16 protein-coding genes are annotated in these 22486 nt (G+C 46.3%); 2 read left to right on the plus strand and 14 right to left on the minus strand.

Annotated elements, in window-relative coordinates:
- Positions 1-11 precede the first annotated feature (11 nt).
- The 7 genes from B5Y67_RS24180 to B5Y67_RS24210 form a co-directional block, all read right to left on the minus strand.
- Positions 12-1019 (minus strand): inorganic phosphate transporter, encoded by a 1008-nt coding sequence (locus B5Y67_RS24180; RefSeq protein ID WP_088228930.1) that lies wholly within the window; start codon positions 1017-1019, stop codon positions 12-14.
- Entirely contained in the window at positions 1012-1638 is a 627-nt protein-coding gene (locus B5Y67_RS24185) for a DUF47 family protein (RefSeq protein WP_088228931.1), read from the minus strand. Before B5Y67_RS24185 ends, B5Y67_RS24180 begins: the two co-directional genes overlap by 8 nt.
- A gap of 185 nt (positions 1639-1823) precedes the next feature.
- On the minus strand, positions 1824-3149 hold the full coding sequence (locus tag B5Y67_RS24190; protein WP_088228932.1) for a folylpolyglutamate synthase/dihydrofolate synthase family protein: 1326 nt from the start codon (positions 3147-3149) through the stop codon (positions 1824-1826).
- Between the two features lie 22 nt (positions 3150-3171).
- Positions 3172-5838, minus strand: coding sequence for a valine--tRNA ligase (locus tag B5Y67_RS24195; protein ID WP_088229071.1), 2667 nt, complete (start codon positions 5836-5838; stop codon positions 3172-3174).
- Positions 5839-6172: 334 nt separating this feature from the next.
- A complete protein-coding gene (locus B5Y67_RS24200; protein WP_088229072.1) occupies positions 6173-7591 on the minus strand; it encodes an FMN-binding glutamate synthase family protein in 1419 nt (472 codons plus the stop codon).
- Between the two features lie 397 nt (positions 7592-7988).
- On the minus strand, positions 7989-8519 hold the full coding sequence (locus B5Y67_RS24205; protein WP_088228933.1) for a nitroreductase family protein: 531 nt from the start codon (positions 8517-8519) through the stop codon (positions 7989-7991).
- 134 nt (positions 8520-8653) lie between these two features.
- Complete coding sequence (locus B5Y67_RS24210; protein ID WP_088228934.1) at positions 8654-9559, minus strand: TIGR04086 family membrane protein; 906 nt, start codon at positions 9557-9559, stop codon at positions 8654-8656.
- Positions 9560-9729: 170 nt separating this feature from the next.
- Between B5Y67_RS24210 and B5Y67_RS24215 the strand changes: the two genes are divergently transcribed.
- Positions 9730-10473: a LysM peptidoglycan-binding domain-containing protein gene (locus tag B5Y67_RS24215; RefSeq protein WP_088228935.1), complete on the plus strand. Its 744-nt coding sequence runs from the start codon at positions 9730-9732 to the stop codon at positions 10471-10473.
- Positions 10474-10617: 144 nt separating this feature from the next.
- Complete coding sequence (locus B5Y67_RS24220) at positions 10618-11496, plus strand: DMT family transporter (RefSeq protein WP_088228936.1); 879 nt, start codon at positions 10618-10620, stop codon at positions 11494-11496.
- On the opposite strand, the gene B5Y67_RS24225 is transcribed toward B5Y67_RS24220, so the two are convergent.
- From B5Y67_RS24225 to tig, 7 genes are all read right to left on the minus strand, one after another.
- The gene (locus B5Y67_RS24225) at positions 11462-12460 is read right to left on the minus strand and encodes a sodium:calcium antiporter (RefSeq protein WP_088228937.1); all 999 of its coding nucleotides are present in this window, start codon (positions 12458-12460) and stop codon (positions 11462-11464) included. The two genes, B5Y67_RS24220 and B5Y67_RS24225, sit on opposite strands and share 35 nt — an antisense overlap.
- 341 nt (positions 12461-12801) lie before the next feature.
- The gene (locus B5Y67_RS24230) at positions 12802-13611 is read right to left on the minus strand and encodes a ParA family protein (RefSeq protein WP_088228938.1); all 810 of its coding nucleotides are present in this window, start codon (positions 13609-13611) and stop codon (positions 12802-12804) included.
- A 1073-nt stretch (positions 13612-14684) separates the two neighbouring features.
- A complete protein-coding gene (gene yihA, locus B5Y67_RS24235) occupies positions 14685-15275 on the minus strand; it encodes a ribosome biogenesis GTP-binding protein YihA/YsxC (RefSeq protein ID WP_088228939.1) in 591 nt (196 codons plus the stop codon).
- Positions 15276-15299: 24 nt separating this feature from the next.
- Positions 15300-17720 (minus strand): endopeptidase La, encoded by a 2421-nt coding sequence (gene lon / locus B5Y67_RS24240; protein WP_088228940.1) that lies wholly within the window; start codon positions 17718-17720, stop codon positions 15300-15302.
- A 73-nt stretch (positions 17721-17793) separates the two neighbouring features.
- Complete coding sequence (lonB, locus tag B5Y67_RS24245; protein WP_088228941.1) at positions 17794-19539, minus strand: ATP-dependent protease LonB; 1746 nt, start codon at positions 19537-19539, stop codon at positions 17794-17796.
- Positions 19540-19812: 273 nt separating this feature from the next.
- Complete coding sequence (gene clpX / locus B5Y67_RS24250; RefSeq protein ID WP_088228942.1) at positions 19813-21078, minus strand: ATP-dependent Clp protease ATP-binding subunit ClpX; 1266 nt, start codon at positions 21076-21078, stop codon at positions 19813-19815.
- A 39-nt stretch (positions 21079-21117) separates the two neighbouring features.
- Positions 21118-22401, minus strand: a complete 1284-nt coding sequence (tig, locus tag B5Y67_RS24255; protein ID WP_088228943.1) for a trigger factor — start codon at positions 22399-22401, stop codon at positions 21118-21120.
- Positions 22402-22486: the final 85 nt, after the last annotated feature.

Raw genomic sequence — 22486 nt, forward strand, 5'->3', positions numbered from 1 at the left:
CGATTTCACTCCTACATAATTCTTGAAACAATGAGATAGTATAGGGCCGCTATCAGCGAAGTTGTGGGAATTGTCACAATCCAAGCAATCAGCATTTGTTGGGCAACGCCCCAACGCACAGCCGAAACCCTTTTGGCACTGCCGACTCCCATAATAGAACCGGAGACAACATGGGTCGTCGAAACCGGAAGGTGAAGACTTGGAAATACAGTCGCCGTCCAGATGACAATTGAAGAGCTCAGATCGGCAGCAAAGCCATTAATGGGTTCCAGTTTAAAAATTTTCCCGCCCATAGTATGAATAATTTTCCAACCACCGGCAGCCGTCCCCAGAGACATGGCCAGAGCACATGCCAGTTTAACCCATAGAGGCGGCGCCAGAACCGTTTGAGCCTGAATTCCGGTGGCGATAAGCGTCATAGTAATAATCCCCATGGATTTTTGGGCATCATTGGAGCCATGATTAAAGGCCAACAAGCCTGCAGAAAGGACCTGCATTTTCTTGAATCCATGATTGACACGTGACGGTGATAATTTACCAAAGGCCATATTTAAAATTTTCATAATGATAAAGCCTAAAATCATACCAACAATGGGAGAAAAGATTAAGGCTGCCAGGATCTTGCCTAAACCATCCCAATGCAGAACGGCAAAGCCGGCTTTGGCGGCAGCAGCACCGGCAACGCCTCCGACGATAGCGTGGGAAGAGCTGCTGGGAATTCCTAAATACCAAGTGAGTAGATTCCAGGTAATCGCGCTGAGCAAGGCGGCAATTATAACCTCTTGGGTCGTTAACTTGGGCGAAACAATATCCTTGGCAATCGTTTGGGCGACTCCCGTACTAACCAATGCTCCCAGCAGATTAAATGCCGCAGCTAAAACAACGGCATGCTTCGGACTCAAAGCCCGAGTCGATACGCTGGTGGCAATGGCATTCGCTGTATCATGGAATCCATTAATATAGTCAAAGCATAAGGCTAAAAAGACAACTACTACTAATAATACGCCAATATTAGTCATATTTGAGAACCACACTTTTTAGAAGATCGGCAATAGATTCACAATGATCTAACGTCGTTTCGATATGCTCAAGAATCTCTTTCCACTTAATAATCTCTATGGGATCCTTTTCAAATTCAAAAAGTCGAGCCACTTCCTGGCGATAAAGTTTATCTCCCGCGCTTTCCAGATGATAGATTTCCTCTGCTGCAGCTAGGATCGTGGTCTTTTTGAAATGAATATTGCCTAAACAAGAGAAGGCTGATTGGATTTGCTGTGTTGCCAGTTCCACTAAATGAACAAGTTCTTGGGCACCAAGGGAAGGTTTTCCGGTTCGGTAGAGAAGCATGCGTTCCACAGTACCTTCGGCGAAATCAACGATATCATCCAATACTTGAGCGAGTTTATAGATGTCTTCTCGATCCAGGGGCGTGATAAACGTAGAATTAAGACGTTCCATGATTTGATTGGTTACATTGTCCGCTTCATGTTCAAAACGATGCATTTGAGCCGCATCTTCCGAGGATACTGAGTCTTGCTGCATAATATCCTGGAGTCTCTTTAAGGTCTTGGAAACGATTTGGGTACTTTGAGTGAAAAGCAAATAGAATTTATCTTCTTTAGGCGACAAACCGAACATACGAAATAACCCCCAACGTATTTTTTTCAGCTCCCTAGAAAACGCAAACTATTTCATGTCATTCCAGGGAGTATTGTATCAAATCTTTGGGGGTTTGTGTAAAAAAAATGTTAAGTTTTTCGAAAGAGTTTCCAAAAAAGTGACTTTTATCAGGATTTTTGGGCCTTTATTATGTTAAGGAAAAGTTATCGTTTCTTTAACTCCTCAATTAAGGCTTGACGGGCATCGGCAAGCATATAAAGGGAACCTGTAACACAGAGCATATCCTTTTCGCCCAGGCGGCTAAGGGCATAAATAACTGCCTCTTTAGGATCTTCGATACATTGAACGGGACGGCCGTGCTTTTCGGCCAGCCTCCCCAGAGACGTCCAATCTCCGGCCCGAGCAGAATTGGGGCGGGTGACGATAATCTCTTCGGCCATGGGCACCAGCATATCCACGACCTTTTCCCGCTCCTTATCGGCCAGCATGCCGAAACAAAGGATGAGACGATCCCGGGAATAAAGGGGCAGGGCTTCTGCCAAAGCTTGAGCCCCATCAACATTATGAGCCCCATCCAAAAGAATTTTAGGTTTAAGGGAAAGTAATTCTAAGCGCCCGGGCCATTCGACATTGCGCAAGCCCGCATAGACAGCCTCCCTCGGAATTGTTACTCCATAATTGCTCTGCAAAAGTTCGCAGACGGTTACAGCTGTTGCGGCATTGCGCAGCTGATGAAGACCTATGAGGTGGAGGCGCAATTTGTAATACGTCGAGTGCAGGCCCACCAGATCAAATTCCTGCTCCAGTTCACCGCTCCAAATGCTCTCCCAGTTGACATCCTCGCCAACCAGGTATAGGGGCACGCTGTTGGCCTGTGCCGTGTTACGCAGGACTTGAATAACATCAGGGTTTTGCGCAGCCGTTACCACCAAAGACTCCGGTTTAATAATCCCGGCCTTAACGTTGGCAATGGATACCAGGTCGGGGCCCAGATAATCCATATGGTCCATGGCTACATTGGTAATCACAGAAATTAAGGGGGTTACTACATTGGTTGAATCTATGGCCCCGCCTAAACCAACTTCAATGAGAGCATAATCAATTTCTTCTTGAGCGAAGTAAAGGAGCGCCAGAGCAGTGCTCACCTCAAATTCTGTGGGATGCTCAAACCCTTCTGTCACCATCGCCTCCAATTGGGGACGAAGGTCATCAATGATCTGGATCATTGTTTCTTTGGGAATCATTTGCCCGTTGATTGTCATACGCTCACGATAATCGTGGAGATGAGGCGACGTAAAGACACCAACCTTATAGCCTGCTTCCCGTAAGATCCGGGCAATCATCACCGTCGTTGAGCCTTTGCCATTGGTCCCCCCCACATGGACGACGCGCAGTTTCTTTTCCGGGCTGCCTAACCGTTTCAGAAGCTCCCGGATTCTGTCCAAACCAAAGTTCATCCCAAATGTTGTCAGGTTGACAAGGTAATCAAGACTCGCTTGATACTTTTGCTCAAGTTCCATTGATTTCATCTCGTTTTCCCCCTGTAACTTATTAACTCTGCTGCAATTCCTTTAGACGCTCTTCTAAAGCAATTTTGCGGGCAGCTAAACCTTCTGCTCTTTCCCGTTCTTTAGCCACAACAGCTGCCGGCGCTTTGCCGACAAAGCCTGGGTTATTAAGCTTCACTTCCAGTACTTTCTGTTCTGAACCCACGAGAGCGATCTCTTTCTCTAAACGGGCCACTTCCTTATCCAGATCCATGAGCCCTTTTAGCGGCAGATAAATTTCCACACCTTCTAAGACAGCACTGGCCGCTTGTGAAGGTTTTTCGGCCGTAGCTTCGAGCAGTTCCACACTCGCTCCTCCGGCAAGCTTGAGGATATCTGCTTTTCCCTGTTCCAAAACCTGACGCTGACTGGGATCAGCGGCCAGGATCAGAATCTCCACTTTCTGGCCGGGTGAGACTTTCATTTCAGCTCGAATATTTCGTATGGCTTTAATAGCATCCATCAAAAGCGTCATGTTTCTCACGGCATCTTCTTCATGATAAGCCGGTGCCTCAGGCCAGGACTGCATCATAATGCTGACTCCCTCAACGGGAAGGTTCTGCCAAATTTCCTCCGTCAGGAAAGGCATAAAGGGATGCAATAAACGCAATGTCCCTTCGAGGACTTCCAGGAGAATAGATTGGGCAGTATGGCGGGCAAGCGCATCTTCTTTGTTATAAAGGCGGGGCTTGCTGAGTTCAATATACCAATCACAGAATTCATTCCAAATAAATTCATACAGAATTCGGCCGGCTTCACCGAGATCGAAGGATTCTAAGGCTTCTGTCGTTTTCTCAACCATGGAGGCATAACGGGTCAGGATCCAGCGGTCTGCCAGGGTAAGCTCTCCCCTTGGACCGGCCTCGTAGTCTTCTAAGTTCATGAGCACAAAGCGGGAAGCATTCCAGATCTTATTGCAGAAATTCCGGGTTGCCTCCAATCGTTCCGGATGAAAGCGCAGATCATTGCCCGGAGTATTGCCGGTAATTAGCATAAAGCGCAGAGTATCGGCTCCATACTGTTCAATAACTTCAATCGGGTCAACACCGTTGCCCAGGGATTTGCTCATTTTCCGGCCTTTAGAATCGAGAACCAAGCCGTGAATCATTACTTTCGGGAAGGGCACTTCTTTCTTGAACTCCATAGCCATAAAGATCATCCGCGCCACCCAGAAAAAGATAATATCCCTGCCGGTTACCAACACCGACGTCGGATAAAACTGCTTCAGTTCCGGTGTTTTTTCCGGCCAGCCCATGGTGGAAAATGGCCACAGTCCTGAGGAAAACCAGGTATCCAAAACATCAGGATCTTGCTTGAGATGAACTCCTCCGCAAGAAGGACAGCTTGTGGGATCTTCCTTCGCACAGATCTCCTGACCGCAATCGTCGCAATACCAAACCGGAATGCGGTGTCCCCACCACAGTTGACGGGAAATACACCAATCACGAATATTTTCCATCCACCCGAGATAGATCTTATCAAAACGATCCGGCACAAATCCTAAACGTCCGTCCTTAATGACCTCAATGGCCGGCTTAGCCAAAGGCTCCATTTTCACAAACCATTGTTTGCTGACCATTGGCTCGATAACCGTGGCACAGCGATAACATTCACCGACTGCATGAGCATGAGCATCGATTTTAACTAAGACGCCTAAGGCCTTGAGATCCTCGACGATCACTTTGCGGGCTTCAAAACGGTCTAACCCTAGATATTTCCCGGCGTGCTCATTCATTTTGGCTTCTTTGTCCATCACGGCAATTTGAGGCAGCTGATGGCGCAGACCAATTTCAAAATCGTTGGGGTCGTGGGCCGGGGTTATTTTCACGGCACCAGTACCAAACTCCCGATCCACATACTCATCGGCAATAATCGGGATTTCTCGTCCCACCAAGGGTAAGATCAAGGTTTTGCCGATTAAATGCTGATAACGCTCATCCTCTGGGTGAACAGCCACTGCTGTATCTCCCAGCATCGTCTCCGGCCTTGTCGTGGCAACAATTAAGGTTTCATCACTATCTTTTACAGGATAGCGCAAATGATACAAGTTTCCTTCGCTGTCCACATGTTCAACTTCAATATCCGAAATCGTGGTGTGGCATTTCGGGCACCAATTGACGATATAATTTCCCCGGTAAATCAGCCCTTTTTGATACAAGGTTACAAAGGCCTCTCGAACCGCCCGGGAACAGCCTTCGTCCATGGTGAACCGTTCCCGCTCCCAGTCACAGGAAGCACCTAAACGGCGCAGTTGCTGGGTAATCCGCCCGCCGTACTGATTTTTCCATTCCCACACCCGGTCTAAAAATTTCTCACGTCCAAGTTCCTGCCGGCTCGTCCCTTCTTTGACGAGCTGAGCTTCCACTTTGGCCTGCGTAGCAATCCCGGCATGATCCGTCCCGGGCAGCCAAAGGGTATTAAAACCGCGCATGCGCTTATACCTTGTTAAGATGTCCTGGATCGTTCCATCCATAGCATGACCCAGGTGCAGAGCGCCTGTAACGTTCGGCGGCGGCATGACAATACTAAAAGGGTTTTTCTTCTCATCAACCTCCGAGTGAAAGAATCCGTTTTCCTCCCAAAATTGATACCATTTCCCCTCAACTTGACTTGAATCATAGGCCTTAGCCATTTCTATCTTTTCCGGATTTTTATTAAGAATTTCATCCATAATGTGCCAAACTCCTTCCTGCATTGTTGAATTAAAAAAGCTTTTCATCCTGATAAAGGACGAAAAGCGATCGTGGTACCACCTTAATTTAGTGAAACAACCTTAAAGGCATTGTCGGTTTCACACTCATTGTTTTGTCTAACGGGTTTTCCGTCAGAGAGTACTCCATTCCCCTCTGCCCCTCCTGTGCGACCCAAGCGCTTCTCCGTAAAGACCTCTCAGCTCATAGTCTTTTTCTCTGGACGGTATCCTGATGCTATTCCTCACAATCATCGAGTTTAACCAATATTTGATTTGAATACATTATACTCAGCCGAATGACTATTGTCAAAATTTATAAATCTTGAAATGTATAAGCGGGTTTTACGCCGGTGACTTTCGCCGTCCATTCGTCCAAGGCAACCAAATCATTAAGACCAAGCTCAGCCAACGCTGTTTTTCCCAAAGCCCGTACACCCTCCTCCATTTCCTTGGTCATCGACTTGAAAACATTGGCGACGCTTTGGCTGGCCAAATTAATATCCAGGCGGTCTTTATAAGGAGAATTATACCAAACCAATTGAGTTAAGGGTTCCCAAGGGAGAACCTTATGAACCTGGCGATGGACTAAGGCAAATAAAGGCACCGTTCCCAAATAAACAGCGTCGGCTCCCAGGGTTAGGGCCTTCAAACATTCTCCGCTGGTAGCATACCCGCCGGCAACCACTAAACTCACCTCTTTGCGTGCTCCCTGTTCCACTAAAAATCGTTCCGCACGCACCAAGCCTAGCAAGCTGGGGATTCCTAAATCGTCGCAAATCATGGGGGAAGCACCGGAAGCTCCCCCCTGTGCTCCATCGACAACGATTACATCAAAACCAGCCTCTAAAGCCACTGCTAAATCCCTTTCAATTGCCCCTGTCGCCATAATCTTTAAAGCAATGGGTTTTCCCCCCGCCTGAGTCCTCAGATTCTCCACGTACTTAATCCAATCCCAAGGACTTTGGATCCCCGGAATAACTGCAGATGTAACGATCGATTCCACCGGCGAAATTCCCATCAGTTTTTGGGCTTTGCCTTTCACAACACACGGATCAACGGTGAAAGGGCCCATACGTGCCCCTTGGCCCATTTGAACTTCAAGCATATCTGCAGCCGCAATGGCCTCCGGTGAATGTCCCCAGGGACTTCTGCTGATTTGCCAGATAAACTTTTCTGACTCTTGCCGTTCTTCCGGCAAATAGGGACCCTCGCCGGAATTAGTGGCCGTCTGAAGCTGCTTGGAGGCCTTTGCCAAGGCCCTCTTGGCTTGTTCACTAAGACCGATACCATAACCCATGCCGCTGATCATCAGTGGGATTTCGATGGTTAAAGGTTTTTGAGCCTTCGGTCCAAGAGTGACCTTCATATCGACAGGAACGTTGCCCTCTTTAGGCAGCCGGGCCATCTGGCCGGGGACAAACATTAACGTATCAAAATGAGGCAGGCGTTTAGGGGACCCCAGAGGCCGCTCAATAAGACCGCCTTTTTCGGCCCGTAAGCTGATTTCCACTATGGTCTGGACTGAAGTTCGGCGAACGGCACTCCAGAGTTCCATTAGATTCTCGTGATACTTATCTTGAAGCAGCCTATCGATTACCAGGCCAAAAAGCCGCTGCACGATGGTGCGAAAAAACCGTTTTCCTATAAAAAACATCAGCACCAGGAGCAAAACTCCCGCCAGGAACGCTCCCAAGGCTGAAAGGGCAATAATCAGCAGAGCAGTCTGCAGCAACAACGACAATCCCCCATCTTTGCAAATATGTTACTATCTTAGAGTAGTCTGCACCACAAGTTAAAGAATATTCGCTGAGTCCCCTGGCTTTCGTGGGGAAACGCAGTCATAGATTTTGCCGTACAACAAATGCTATCGCGCTGAAGGATGGATTCTACCCCGAAGCAAGGTAGGGGAACCACTCCCACCTGTTGAAGCGGGAGTCTTACGATTGGATAAAAAAGAGGCGGACATTATTTCCACCCCTTGACGTTATAAATTGATTTACTTATTTCAGTATTTACTTTTAAGCATTTACTTATTTTACTTATTTGAATTTATTTCATAAATAGTATTTTCATCGAAATAATTCAATTATCCATTTATCCCACATATTTAGCTTCTTTATTACTTCGAGTTATTTTTGGCCCCACTTGCCATGGAAAACAATCTCCTCCATGGCTTTGCGGGGGCGCGGGCGGCGTTCTTCTGCAGCATATCCCAGGGGAGTCATAGCCAGCACACGAACATTCTCAGGAATCTGCAAAGCTTCCCGAACCTTCTCCTCAGTAAATAAGCCTTGCCAACACGTTCCCAGCTCTTGTTCCGTCGCTGCTAAGACCAGATGCTCCATAGCAAGGCCTGCATCAAGCATCATAAAGTCCTTGCCTTCCCAGATTTCTGATTCCTTAGGCACTGCACAAAGTACTATAACGATGGGAGCCCCCGTTAACGCCTTTCGCCCGGGATTTGACTCTCCCATACAGTCGGCCAGGGCTGCTCTTCCTGCTGCCTCTTCCACAACAATAAAGCGCCAGCACTGCATGTTCTTCCAGGAAGGTGCCAGGCGAGCTGCTTCCAGAACGTACTCCAATTTTTCCTTTTCCACAGGCGTATCTTTATAAGTACGCAAGCTCCTGCGGGTCTGAGCTAATTCAAGAAAATTCATCATTAATAGTCTCCTTTTCTGCTGCTTACACTCTAATGATTGTATTATTCTCAATTTCGAGTTCTTCTTTCAGAATTCTCTTTAATATTTAAGATTCCTTCCCCCCGCAAGGTCCTTTGGTAAATTTAATTTTCTCATTCCCACCACGGCTTTTCGTCCTTCGTAATATGAAAATTATCTTTCGTATTATAATGATCACCTTTTACAGGATCAGCCTTCCCCTTCTTTTCATCCTCTAGCTCCCTATCCCAAGGCCATTCAATCTGCGAATCAGGGCGCGAATCAAATGTTGAATTCAGTGAATCTATTTCGAAATTTGAAGCAGATGTTGAGTCTGATTTAATATCTGATTCAAGATCCAACATTGAATTATCCAACATTAAATCCAAATTCGAATCGGGTTTAGAATTTAACAAAAAATTAGAACCAGACCTGGAACTAGAATCAGAATAAGAATTTAACTTAGAATTAGACGTTGTACTTAAACCAGAATTAAAATCCTCTTGATCCAAGTCTGTAGACCAATCATCAGTGTCAGGACCGCTGCCGGCAGCCGAAGATCCCTCTCGGCTATGCAGATCATCGTTCATATCCCAATCAAGATCGCTGCCCGTCGGTTTTTCACTGCCATATCCGGCATAATACGGCCTATAGTTGGTATTAGCTTTTCCTCCGCCCCAAGAACTTCTAACGCTTCCCTTCGAACCTCCTGCTCCAAAAGCCCCTGCAATGATGCCTAAAATTGCTCCTTCCCCCAAAATCTGAATAAAACCCCAGACCCGAATCGGAAGAAACAAAGCCAACAACAGAGTCCCAACAGTTACATAGCCTAAGCCTGTGATCCCGCCCATTATCCATTCTCCGCTTTCCCGCGACGTACGATACCCGCCTATCAGGCAGCTTGCCAAAAGTCCAATATCTACCAGATTGGAAACGCTCAGTCCTCCTAACCCCATGGTTCCCCACAGCATTCCGGCAACAAGGGTTAATAGGGTAACCAGCAAAGCCGTTGTAATCCCCCTCAAAACGCATGAAAGCATGAATAAACTCCTCCTAACATTATGAATTTTTCAGCCTTGAAACACTCTTATCTATCTATAACTACGCCGAACCCGTCCCATACATTCCATCTATCTCCATAATTATCCATTACCACGCACCCTGTCTGGCGAATATAGTGTATTATGCCGTAGCAAAAGGAGGAGTCCTTATGGATTATGCACGCTATGTTGTGCGAGCAGGGGATACCATTTATAAAATCTCTAAAGCATACTCAGTTGAAATGTCCGAGATTATTCAGCTCAATCATTTAAAACATCCCGATCGTATTTATGCCGGTCAAATACTATTGCTTCCAATTACAAAAACTCTAGAACCAGTACCGGGAGAAATACCTGAGCCAAATTTTACATATGCCATTTGGCTCTACGATGCTTATGCGGGTACAGATTCGGAACTAACCGCTATTACCACATATCTTTACCAGGCCGTATTGCTTGATCGTCCGGAATTTGACGCCTTATTAAGGCCCATCGCTTATGATGAACTCCGCCATTTGGAAAAGCTAGCCCTTGCTTTACGCCATCTTGGTGTCGATCCCAGGTACGGGGCCTTGAGCAGCGGTCACTGGGTTGACTGGCGCTCCCGTTTTATCAACTATACTAGTGAGCTTTGTGCGCTCCTTGACGCAAATATTGAAGACGAAGCCAAAGCCCATCGTCTCTATCTTGAACTGGCCAAAAAGATCCCCATCCCGGAAATTCAGGAAATTTTAACGGAAATAGCATGCGATGAAGAGCGACATTATTATCTGTTCTGCCAAGCAAAGGAACAATTCTGCAGCAATTGTGCCTGCCCGCCACCGCCCCCTTGCTCTCCCGATCCCGCTTATACCCCCTCTGAGGATCCTGATCCGCCAGAACAATCGGGACCCCCTGATGGAGCCCGAGGCTAACTTTTTCTTTTCAGTTCAGGTAAGTTCCGCTATACTATAATTGCGTGATTATCAGGCAAGACAATCTGTAACAGCAGAAAGGCCGTTGCGTCTCAATACGCCGCGGCCTTTTCACTTTAAAGCATGTAAAGGGGCTGAACCGACTTGAAAATAACTCGTACTCAAGGGGCTGATTTTTCGCTACTGCTCGTGGCTTTCGTTTGGGGCTTGACCTTTGTCGTCGTTAAATGGGCTATCGCCGATCTGCCGCCCTTTCCCTTTCTCGCAATACGTTTTTTTCTCGCCTTCATCAGCTTGCTGCCTTTCCTCTGGCTGCAAAGAGCTCATATCTCCAAAAAAAACATCCTCAAAGGAATGGCCGTCGGCGTCTTTCTTGCTTCCGGCTACATCTGGCAAACCATCGGCCTGCAATACACATCTGTCTCCAATGCCGGTTTTATAACCGGACTTTCCGTCGTCATAGTCCCTACCTTAGTCACCATAACAACAAAGAAAATTCCTCGTCCCAGTTTGATCCTGGGAGTCTTAAGTGCTTTAGTCGGCTTAGCATTGCTCTCCCTGGGAGACCGTTTACAGTTTAACAAAGGGGACCTCATGGTTCTGATCTGCGCCGTCAGCTTTGCCCTGCACATATTCTTGGTCGGACGTTTTGCTCCCGATACCAACGCAACCGTACTCGCCGCTTTTCAAATCCTTACAGTCAGCGTTTTAAGCGGCTTTTTCTCCCTGATTTTACCCCAACCCCCACTGCATTTCACAATGGCAGCCTGGTCAGGACTGCTCATAACTGCCATTCCAGCCACTTCCCTTGCCTTTTTCGTCCAATCGAAAATGCAACAATTCACAACCTCCACCCATACGGCTATCATCTTCTCGATGGAACCCGTCTTTGCCGGCCTAGCGGCCTATTTCCTGGCGGGAGAAGTACTCACCCTTAAAGGCTTAATCGGGGCAGGATTGGTTCTGGCAGGCATGATTATCGCCGAATTCAGCGGTTCGGAAAGCGCAGCACCGTCAAAATAAACATCAGATAAAAGACTCCTCCCATGAGAAGACCCGTAGGATGAATCGCTCCTTTACGGCGAAGCGAAAAAACCGGAATCATCGCTGAGCCAACCGCCAGAAAAGCACTCCAAAGAGCTAACGTATCTAATTTCCAGGAGGTCAAAGCAATGCCAATAGCAGGAATAACGGAACTTTGAAAAACCATCGCTCCTGTTAAATTCCCTATAGCCAAGGTATCCTTGCCGCGCATAATCCAAAGGACACTGTTAAACTTCTCCGGCAGCTCCGTCGCCACAGGAGTTATAATCAAGGAAAGTACAAAAACCGGAATCCCCAAATCGGCTGCAATAGGCTGAACAGCATTGACAAAACCATGGGCCCCAAAGACAATAGCAACCAAAGCCATGGTGATCTGCAGCAGAATAGCCGTCATCTTAGGATCATCCGCTTTGCGCGCCATGTAAAGAGAGGCCAATTTTTCCGCCTTATGCCCGCCCCGATTGGAACGCAAGGTTAAAACAACGTAAATCACATAGGCTAAAACCAAAGACCCGGCAGCAATAGTTTTGTAATTCTGGTTTCCTAAAAAGGACGCTAAAATAGCAATTGTAAATACGAAAAGAAAAAATTGCAGATCACGCTGAACAACCTTAGTATCAAGCTTTAAGGGATCATTGCTCCGGCGAAATAAAAGAGCAGCCAGTCCGGTTATAAAAAACGCCAACGTTGAGAGCATAAAAGGCGCCCCAAGAATCGCCCCAATCCCAATATCCGATCCCTCAGTTCCTTCCCGAAAACCAAGGAAAGCAATAATCGGAACAACCGTCTCCGGCAAAGCCGTCCCCACAGCCGCCAAAAGACTCCCCACAGCCCCCGCCCCAAGCTTCAGCTTTTGTCCCAGCCACTCAATACTATTCGTAAAGGCTTCCGCGCCAACAAGAATTATCCCTAAGCTTACTACGAGCATTATGACATCCCTCAAGCCCCTCTCCCCCCTTCATCCCCGCTTAAACCCCTGAGACATTCCTTACTGTAACTATACGAGGTTGCCTATACATTTATAACGAGAACTTTCAAGCATAAACAAGAAAAGCTCAATTGAAGTTGAGCCTTTTTTATTGCCAAAAGCATGTCCCAAAAGTGTCAAAGGGACGGTCCTCTTAACACGCCTTAACGTGTCAAAAGGACCGTCCCCCCCGACTCACACACAAACAGTATTACAGACAAACTTCACATGAATGTGCCGACTCTCCCTGACTTGATAGCAAAATTCAATATGATGACACAAGCCAGACGTCTTTACATGAGAACAGCAGCCTTCACTCAAGCTATGGAAAATACCTCTTTTACAAAAGAAAGATACTCCGGAGCATTTTTGATGTTAGGCAAACCGTTACTTTGAGCTATTCCATGCCGAATAGCCCGTTTGATCACAGTGTCAAAAACCTTTATATCCGAGTTTTCAGCAAAAGATTTCCGTAAATTTTGCAGCATTACATTATGAAGGTTTGTATAATCCTGAACCATTGTTGGTAATACCCCTAAAATATTTATCTTCGCACCTTGTGCCCGGATACGCTTGACAAGGTTAATCGTGTCATAGACGCCATCAATAGCTAAACCCTCCGGAAGTGCAGGGATGATGATATCCGTAGATGCTAACAGGGAATTCATCGTTTGCAGATCATTACTCGGTGAAGTATCAATTAAAATATAATCATAGAGAGCTTTTATCTGACCAATTGCATTTTTCAAAAGATAATTAGGAGCAGGAAATCGCTTGTCATTAGAATGCGCCATCACAATCGGAGTTAGATCATTCAAAAAAGTGTTTGATAAGTACAAATCCACACCAAAGGCATTTTGCTTGATTTCACTCATTTTTGCTTTACCAATTAAAACATCATAAATGGTTTTCTTTATATTAATTTTCTTAATCCCGAAGGAAAATGCGATGTGCCCTTGAGCGTCCATGTCAATAATAGCCGTCTTATATCCGAGACTAACCAACCCTACGGCCATGTTTGTAACAGTAGCCGTCTTGCCAACTCCACCTTTTTGTGATGCAACGGCAATGATACGTGCAGTTTTTATCGCTTTCATAGATTTTCCTGATCTTCTATCCCTATTCATGCCACACATCCCCTTTAACAGTTGTATACTGGTATATTTTACCATATATAAGGTCGAGTGTATATACTTGTTACTTTTAGTTAAAGGGAAAACCTGCATTCAACAGATAATCTTAAAACTGATATGTATAAGACCGAACGACAATGTGTATAAGCCGAGCTTTTCTTATCGGCCTAGCTATAAACAAAACCAGTACATAGACGATAGCACATGAAATGTGCCGTCTTCCAAACGTCTCTACCGGACCCCATAGCAGGACGCAGTGTGACACAAGCCCGACGTCCTTACGTGAGAAAACGAGCAAACTCCGTGAAAGCGACCGCCCCCAGACAAAGCGTGTCAAAAGGACCGTCCCACCATCACATCCACCTCTCACACGCCTCCGTCACACACACAGCCACAAAAAAGAAAAGCCCAACTCCCACACAAGCTTGAAGCTGAACTCTTCTTATCAGACTGCCCACAACAAAAACAGTACTACAGACGATTGCACATGAAATGTGCCGTCTCCATAACGTCCCCCGCGACCCCATAGCAGGATGCACTGTGACACAAGCCCGACGTCCTTACGTGAGAAAACGAGCAAACTCCGTGAATGCGACCGCCCCCAGACAAAGCGTGTCAAAAGGACCGTCCCCTTAACACGCCACCGTCACAAGCACAGCCACAAAAAAGAAAAGCCCAACTCCCCTAAGATTGGAGCTGAACCTTTCTTTTCAGACTGACCAAAACAAAAACAGTACTACAGACGCATTGCACATGAAATGTGCCGTCTCCCAAACGTCCCCCGCGACCCCATAGCAGGACGCAGTGTGACACAAGCCCGACGTCTTTACGTGAGCAGACCAGCAAACTCCGCGAAAGCGACCGACCCCAGACGCGGGGCGGCGCATAGGACGTGCGCCGCCGCCATAGCGCCATGGACGGCGCTTATGGCACGATAATCTCCAGTGGAGATTATCGCCGGAGGCGGGTTCTTCAAAAAATACTAATCGCCGTAGGATGAACCCCGCCCCCCAAAGCCAGTCGCTTGAACGGTAGTTTGCTCTGCGAACGTATGACTGGGGGCTGTGTCACACAAGTCCCATCTCGGAGAGCGACTCATTCAGCTCCTCCACCCCAGCCCCCGTCTGCGCGGAAAAGGGCAGAATCATCGATGCATCATCAACCTCCAGAGCCTTGGCTATAACCGTCAAATGCTTAAGCCACTGTCCCCGGGAAATCTTATCCGCTTTTGTCGCAACAACCATCGTCGGGACCTGCCTCAGCCGCAGCCATTGATGCATTTCAACATCCTCGCGGCTGGGTGCATGCCGGATATCGACAATTTGAATCACAGCGCGCAGAGCCTCCCGCTTTTTGAAATAGGTTCCCATCATAGAGCCCCATTGGGCATTAACCGACTTGGCCACTTTGGCATACCCATAACCGGGCAAATCCACGAGGAACCAAGCATCATTGACACGGTAAAAGTTGAGAGTCTGAGTCTTCCCCGGCGTGTTCCCCGTTCGCGCCAAATTTCGCCGGCCTAAAAAGCGATTGATTAAGGAGGACTTGCCGACATTAGACCGCCCGGCCATGGCGATTTCGGGCAAACCTCCTGTTGGATACTGTTCATATTTAACTGCTGATGCCACATATTCGGCTTTGCGAATAACAATCAAAACCTCATCGTCCCTTTAAAAAAATTAAGACACTACCGGGCGCTCTCCTGGTCCGCTATCGCCCACAGGCACTCCCTTACCTCCATAAACAGTATGTCTCGAGTCATTATTGTTAACCTCATCGGATTGTGCTAAAGGAAGCAGCGCCAGTTTCAGAACTTCTTCGATGCGGCTGACAAAGTGGAATTCCAAAAGTTTGCGAACCTTCTCCGGAACTTCTTCCATGTCCTTACGGTTCTCCTCAGGAAGCAAGACCACTTTTATACCGGCCCGATGGGCGGCCAGAACTTTCTCTTTCACTCCGCCGATGGGCAAAACATTGCCTCTGAGGGTTATTTCCCCGGTCATCGCCAAATCGGCACGAACGGCACGTTTGGAAAGAGCAGAAGCCATTGCAGTAGCCATCGTAATACCGGCTGACGGACCATCTTTGGGGACAGCGCCTTCCGGCACGTGAATATGAAGATCGGTATGCTCATAGAAATCCTGTTCAATCCCTAACTCTAAAGCATAGGCCCTGATAAAGGTCCAGGCCGCTTGAGCAGACTCCTTCATGACATCTCCCAGTTTTCCAGTCAGGGTTAAATTCCCCTTACCGGGCAACGGAGTTACTTCAATAGTCAGCACAACTCCGCCGACTTCAGTAAAGGCCAGTCCCGTTACTGCCCCGATCTCAGGAGCTTTAGCCGCTACTTGGAAATGATAACGGGGTGCCCCTAAGGCATTCTCGATATCCTCAGGAGTCAAAGCATGGGGTTCCCAGTCTTCCTTCACCACACGAACGGCAATCTTCCGGCAGACATTAGCAATTTGTCGCTCTAAATTACGTACTCCGGACTCCCGGGTATAGTTCTGAATAAGTTTTAGCAGTATTTCCTCGTCCATGGTGAACACTTCATCCTTAACTCCGTGAACTTTCATTTGTTTAGGCACGAGGTAACGCTTAGCGATATTAACCTTTTCGTCCTCGGTATATCCGCTTATTGAAATAACTTCCATACGATCCAAAAGGGGGCGCGGGATCGTATCTAAGTTGTTCGCCGTTAAAACGAAAAAGGTCTGTGACAAATCAAAAGGAACTTCCAGATAATGATCTGTAAAATTGGCATTTTGCTCTGGATCCAGCACTTCAAGAAGCGCGGATGCCGGATCACCACGAAAATCTGAAGACATCTTATCAATTTCATCCAAAAGGAAGACGGAATTGCGTGTCCCTGCTGTGCGAATCCCCTGAATAATTCGTCCCGGCAAAGCTCCGATATAAGTACGGCGATGTCCCCTGATCTCGGCTTCATCCCTTAATCCGCCCAGGGACATACGGACAAACTTACGATCTAATGACCTGGCAATAGATTTCGCCAGGGATGTCTTGCCGACTCCGGGAGGCCCCACTAAACAGAGAATCGGGCTTTTCATTTTGGGCGTCAGTTTGCGAATCGCCAAGAACTCTAAAATACGTTCTTTGACTTTCTCCAAGCCATAGTGATCTTCGTTAAGTATACCCTCAGCCTTAGCCAAGTCTATTTTATCCCTGGTGGTTTTGGTCCAGGGAAGTACCAGGAGCCAATCCAAATATGTGCGCACAACCGTACCTTCTGCCGAAGAAGGAGGCATTTTTTCCAAACGTTCAATTTCCTTTAATGCCTTTTGCTCAACTTCTTTAGGGCATTTGGCTTTGGCCACCTTTTCGCGGTATTCATCAGCTTCAACTTGACGCTCATCCTTATCGCCTAACTCTTTCTGGATCGCCTTAATCTGCTCGCGCAAATAATATTCCTTTTGAGCTTTGTCCATCTGTTTACGGACTCGTAAACCAATGCGGCGTTCCAATTCCATAATCTCAATCTCACGCATGATAAGCTCTGTCAAACGTTCAATACGCTCGTCAATTTCTAAAGCTTCTAAGATCGTTTGCTTGTCAGGAACTTTGAGATTAAGATGCGAAGCGATTATATCCGTTAGCTGCCCCGGCTCCTCCACTGCTAAAACAGTTCCCAGGGTTTCAACAGGTACACGTTTACTGAGTTTGGCATATTCCTCAAATTGATGGGTCATTCCCCGAACTAAGGTTTCAGTTTCGGTGGACATAGCTTTCTTCTTCTCAGTTAATTCCTCAACTCGAACTTTAAAATAAGGCTCCTCTTGAAGAAATTCGAGCACATGACCTCGAGCGATCCCCTCAACTAAAACACGCATGGTGCCCCCTGGAAGTTTAAGGAGCTGTTTAATTTCCGCAACCGTCCCCATGGTGTACAAATCAGCCGTCGTAGGAGAATCAATTTCCGTCTCTTTTTGAGAGGTTAAGAGAATAATCCGATCTCCCAGCATAGCTTCTTCAATAGCTGCCATAGAACGCTCTCTACCGACGTCAAGGTGAATAACCATATATGGAAAGACTAGAATTCCACGCAGCGGGAGTAATGGTAATTCACGCTCTTTGCTCATTAATATCCCCCCCTAATAGATCTATAGAAAAAGACACACTAAAGCTAGTGTGCCAAACTTATCATTAACTATTCTAACATGTTTTGCCTCGTTCAGGCAAATTTACTGCGGCATTATTAACCACTTTATTTACCGCAAAATCTAAACAGCTTAATACTTCTTCAAGGGGCGGACGCATTTCTGTTTTCTCCAGCTTAATCTCCGAACGAAGGGCAAGTTTCAAAACTTCAGAAAGCTCCTCAACCGGAATTATCTCAATTTCGCCTTCATATTCGGCAAAACGTTCCTGCCAATTTTCCTTGGGAATTAAAACCCGTTTGCATCCCGCCTGTCTGGCCGCTTCAATCTTGGCCGTAACCCCGCCGATGGGTTTTACTCTTCCCCGAATGGACAGTTCCCCTGTCATCGCCAGGTAGTTATCCACGTTTTGCTGCAGAATTGCGGAAGCCGTTGCCGTGGCAATGGCAATCCCTGCAGAAGGCCCGTCTATAGGGGCGCCGCCGGGAAAGTTGACATGGAGGTCATAGTTGCCGGGCTGAATCCCCAATTGTCGTCTTAAAACCGTAAGAACGTTTTCGACCGAACTGCGTGCCATGCTTTTACGCCTAATCTTTTTCCCGGCATTTCCTTGTTCCTCTTCCTCAACAATACCTGTGACCAGAAGAGTTCCTGTGCCGGGAGCAACAGGCAGTGCCGTTACTTCAAGTTCTAAGAGAGCACCCATATTAGGTCCATAAACGGCAAGGCCGTTAACAACACCAACGCCGGCTTCTGTGGGAACTTTCCTCTCAGGACGGGGAGTATATTGTCCTGTCGTTACCACCCATTCCACGATTTCTACGTCAACTTGCTTCAGACAGTCTGTTAATGCGACCCCTGCAGCTAATTGGACCATATTGACCGCTTCTCGTCCGTTGGACGCATACTGTTTGATAACTTCAATAGCCTCGGGAGTAAACAATATATCCATTTTCGCTGCAGCTACGCGAGCAATCTCGGAGATTTCATCAGGAAGCAAACCGCGAAAATAAACCTCCATACAGCGAGAGCGTATGGCCGGCGGGATTTCCTCCGGGCTGCGGGTAGTAGCCCCAACAAGACGAAAATCTGCCGGAAGGCCATTCTGGAAGATATCATGAATATGCTGAGGAATATTTGGGTCCTCTGAACTATAATAGGCGCTTTCCAGGATTACTTTACGATCTTCCAGAACTTTCAAGAGCTTATTGATCTGAATTGGATGAAGCTCGCCAATCTCATCAATAAATAAAATGCCTCCATGAGCTTTGGTCACAGCACCCTGTTTCGGTTGAGGGATTCCGGCCAAACCCATAGCTCCAGCCCCTTGGTAAATAGGGTCATGAACTGAACCAATCAAAGGATCAGCTATCCCCCGTTCGTCAAAGCGTGCTGTCGCCCCGTCAATCTCAGTGAAGCAAGCATTTTCATTAAACGGAGACAGGGGGTTTTTCTTAGCCTCTTCTAAAATCAGGCGCGCCGCCGCAGTTTTTCCGACGCCCGGAGCTCCATAAATCAAGACATGCTGCGGATTAGGACCGCAAAGAGCCGCTCTCAAGGCCTTGATTCCTTCTTTTTGCCCGATGATCTCGTCAAAATGTGCAGGGCGAGTTTTTTCAGCCAAAGGCGTTGTTAAGGCAATTTTGCGCATCTTCTGCAGTTTTTCAAGTTCTTTACGTGATTCGCGTTCAACGGAGATTTTATTCCCCTGTTGTGACTTGAGCATTCCCCAAAAATACAGCCCGATGACAACAGCGAAAACCAACTGAACGACCATGACTATTCCGCTCAGTCCACTCATATACTCATTCCCTCTCAGTTTTTTCTCACTGATAGTATTGCCAGCAGGCTGAAATTCAAACATTTTCTTTCACAAAGTCCGCAAAATAAATAACCTATTCAACTAAAGCCAAACACTGGTGCATCGGTGACGAAAGAAGGTATGGGAACCACTCCCACTTGTTCTCATAAAAAGGCTGCAATAAAACTGGAATAACCAGTTTTATTGCAGCCTCAACGTTCTTAAAGAATATTAATCTGTTATAGCTCGATTAGCTTGTTCAAGCTTTGAATATTAGGCAGATTCTTCTTTCTTACCTTTTTTTACCTTGTCTGCCATAACGAGCACCGGCTCTTCCTTCTTCTGAACCACTTCCTGGGTAACGACGCACTTCGTAACATCTGTGCGTGAAGGAAGATCATACATGACGTTAAGCATAAGCTCTTCCACAATGGCTCTCAAGCCCCGAGCTCCGGTATTGCGTCGTATCGCCTCACTGGCAATGGATGTAAGAGCTGAGTCTTTAAATTCCAGCGTAACACCATCTAATTCCATCAGTTTTTGATACTGTTTAACCAAAGCATTTTTCGGTTCTGTCAGAATTCGAACCAAGGCGGGTTCATCTAAAGCTTCCAACGTTACGATGACCGGAAGACGTCCCACAAATTCGGGAATAAGACCGTACTTTTGCAGGTCAGCTGGTAAAATTTGTTTAAGGACTTCCCCAATTTTCATATCCTTTTTATTTTTGATATTAGCCCCAAAACCCATGGTTTTTTCGCCGGCACGGTTTTGAATAATCTTTTCGATGCCATCAAAAGCTCCGCCCACAATAAACAAGATATTTGTCGTGTCTAACTGGATAAATTCCTGGTGGGGATGCTTGCGCCCGCCTTGCGGAGGAACACTGGCAACAGTTCCCTCAAGGATCTTGAGCAACGCCTGCTGAACACCTTCGCCGGATACATCTCTGGTAATGGAAGGATTTTCAGACTTACGGGCAATTTTATCGATTTCATCAATATAGACAATACCTTTTTCAGCTTTTTCGACGTCGTAATCAGCTGCTTGAATTAATTTCAAGAGAATATTTTCGACGTCCTCACCTACATAACCGGCTTCTGTAAGCGAGGTGGCATCGGCGATAGCAAAGGGAACATTAAGAACCTTAGCTAGAGTCGAGGCCAGCAAAGTTTTTCCCGAACCCGTTGGGCCAAGCATAATAATATTGGACTTCTGTAGTTCTACATCATCAATTTTCATGCCAAGATTAATACGCTTATAATGATTATATACCGCTACGGAAAGTGCCTTTTTCGCTTCTTCTTGACCAATAACATATTGATCAATAATAGCCCGGATTTCCTTAGGCTTTAAGATCTCACCAATTTCAACGCCGAGGTCGTCTGTGAGTTCTTCCTCAATAATTTCATTGCAAAGTTCAATACATTCATCGCAAATATAAACACCCGGGCCGGCAACCAGTTTCTTGACTTGTTCCTGAGTTTTACCGCAAAATGAACACTTCAGTTGATTTTTGTCGTCGGTGTACTTTGCCATCCTCTCACCTCTATACCTCAGAATTTCCCTCTAAGGCGCTTAGGCATTCTGTTCCACTAAGAAGTTGACAGTTTTTTCCTGAATCAAACTTTGCTTATAGAACTCCATCTGTCCACGCTCTAGAAGGGATTGTTTGAGCGACGCAGGGTCTTGTTTAAAACGCTCCCCAAGACTTTTTAGTCCCTCATTTACTTCGTCTTCCGTAACCGTAATTCCTTCTGTTTTTGCAACAGCTTCTAAAACTAAATCTCTTTTAACGCTTTCTACGGCTTGAGGGCGTAATCGTTCACGCATAATTTCTTCGGAAGAATTCGTAAATTGATAATACTGATCCATGTTCATTCCCTGCTGAATAAGGCTCGTGTTTAATTCCTCGAACATCTCATCAATTCGTTGGTTAAACATTACTTCTGGAATTTCAACGCTGGCATTGTCAACTACTTTGGAAATAATCGCTTTAAGGTGATCATCTTTAACTTTTGATTCAGCGATCTTCATTAATTTATTCCGCAAATCGTTTTTCAATTCATCCAGAGTATCAAATTCACTAACATCTTTTGCAAATTCATCATCTAAAGGCGAAAGCTCTTTACGCTGGATTTTATTGACATGACATTTAAAAACAGCATTTTGCCCTGCTAGCTCTGCACTATGATATTCATCTGGGAAGGTAACGTTGACATCAAGATCCTGACCGATCTCTGCACCAATAAGGCCTTCTTCAAAACCGGGAATAAACGTTCCCGAACCAATCACGAGTTCATAATTCTCAGCTTTGCCGCCGGCAAAAGGCTCGTCACCTTTGAAGCCCTCAAAGTTAAGGGTGACAATATCTCCCTCTTCAATTTTACCATCTTCTATTGGCAAGAGTCTAGCATGCTGCTGCTGTCTGCCCTTTAATTCTTCCATAATTTCTTCTTCAGTAACGCCGGCAACATCTTGTTCAACACTTAACCCTTTATATTCACCCAAAATAACTTCCGGGCGTACAACAACTTTGGCTTTAAAGATCAGTTCCTTGCCTTCTTCGATTTGAACCAATTCCACATCAGGCCGGTCAACAGGGTTAATTCCGCTTTCCTCAACAGCTTGAGCATAAGCTGGTCCAATAACATGATCGAGGGCTTCATCATAGAGAGCTGCTTTGCCCACTTGAAGTTCTATCATCCGGCGAGGAGCTTTTCCTTTACGGAACCCAGGAACATTCACCTTTTTAGCCAAATTTTTGGCGGCTTGGTTGACAGCATTCGTAAATTTTTCTGCCTCAACTGTGACTTGCAAAGCCACTACATTTTTTTCCACGTTTTCTACAGAGACTGACATATGTTCTCCCCCTTAAAACACTAATTACTCTATGTGCAAGGCAAGTTGGGATACTAGGATAGTCTTACCTTTTTTTCAAGACTAC

Origin of the sequence: Desulfosporosinus sp. FKB, from assembly GCF_002196705.1 — a bacterium.
Classification (GTDB): domain Bacteria; phylum Bacillota; class Desulfitobacteriia; order Desulfitobacteriales; family Desulfitobacteriaceae; genus Desulfosporosinus.

What these genes read in the sequence shown, in the direction of transcription:
- B5Y67_RS24180 (WP_088228930.1), bottom strand. Translation starts at nt 1,019, where the DNA reads ATGACTAATATTGGCGTATTATTAGTAGTAGTTGTCTTTTTAGCCTTA.
- B5Y67_RS24185 (WP_088228931.1), bottom strand. Translation starts at nt 1,638, where the DNA reads ATGTTCGGTTTGTCGCCTAAAGAAGATAAATTCTATTTGCTTTTCACT.
- B5Y67_RS24190 (WP_088228932.1), bottom strand. Translation starts at nt 3,149, where the DNA reads ATGAAATCAATGGAACTTGAGCAAAAGTATCAAGCGAGTCTTGATTAC.
- B5Y67_RS24195 (WP_088229071.1), bottom strand. Translation starts at nt 5,838, where the DNA reads ATGGATGAAATTCTTAATAAAAATCCGGAAAAGATAGAAATGGCTAAG.
- B5Y67_RS24205 (WP_088228933.1), bottom strand. Translation starts at nt 8,519, where the DNA reads ATGAATTTTCTTGAATTAGCTCAGACCCGCAGGAGCTTGCGTACTTAT.
- B5Y67_RS24210 (WP_088228934.1), bottom strand. Translation starts at nt 9,559, where the DNA reads ATGCTTTCATGCGTTTTGAGGGGGATTACAACGGCTTTGCTGGTTACC.
- B5Y67_RS24215 (WP_088228935.1), top strand. Translation starts at nt 9,730, where the DNA reads ATGGATTATGCACGCTATGTTGTGCGAGCAGGGGATACCATTTATAAA.
- B5Y67_RS24230 (WP_088228938.1), bottom strand. Translation starts at nt 13,611, where the DNA reads ATGAATAGGGATAGAAGATCAGGAAAATCTATGAAAGCGATAAAAACT.
- lon (WP_088228940.1), bottom strand. Translation starts at nt 17,720, where the DNA reads ATGAGCAAAGAGCGTGAATTACCATTACTCCCGCTGCGTGGAATTCTA.
- lonB (WP_088228941.1), bottom strand. Translation starts at nt 19,539, where the DNA reads ATGAGTGGACTGAGCGGAATAGTCATGGTCGTTCAGTTGGTTTTCGCT.
- clpX (WP_088228942.1), bottom strand. Translation starts at nt 21,078, where the DNA reads ATGGCAAAGTACACCGACGACAAAAATCAACTGAAGTGTTCATTTTGC.
- tig (WP_088228943.1), bottom strand. Translation starts at nt 22,401, where the DNA reads ATGTCAGTCTCTGTAGAAAACGTGGAAAAAAATGTAGTGGCTTTGCAA.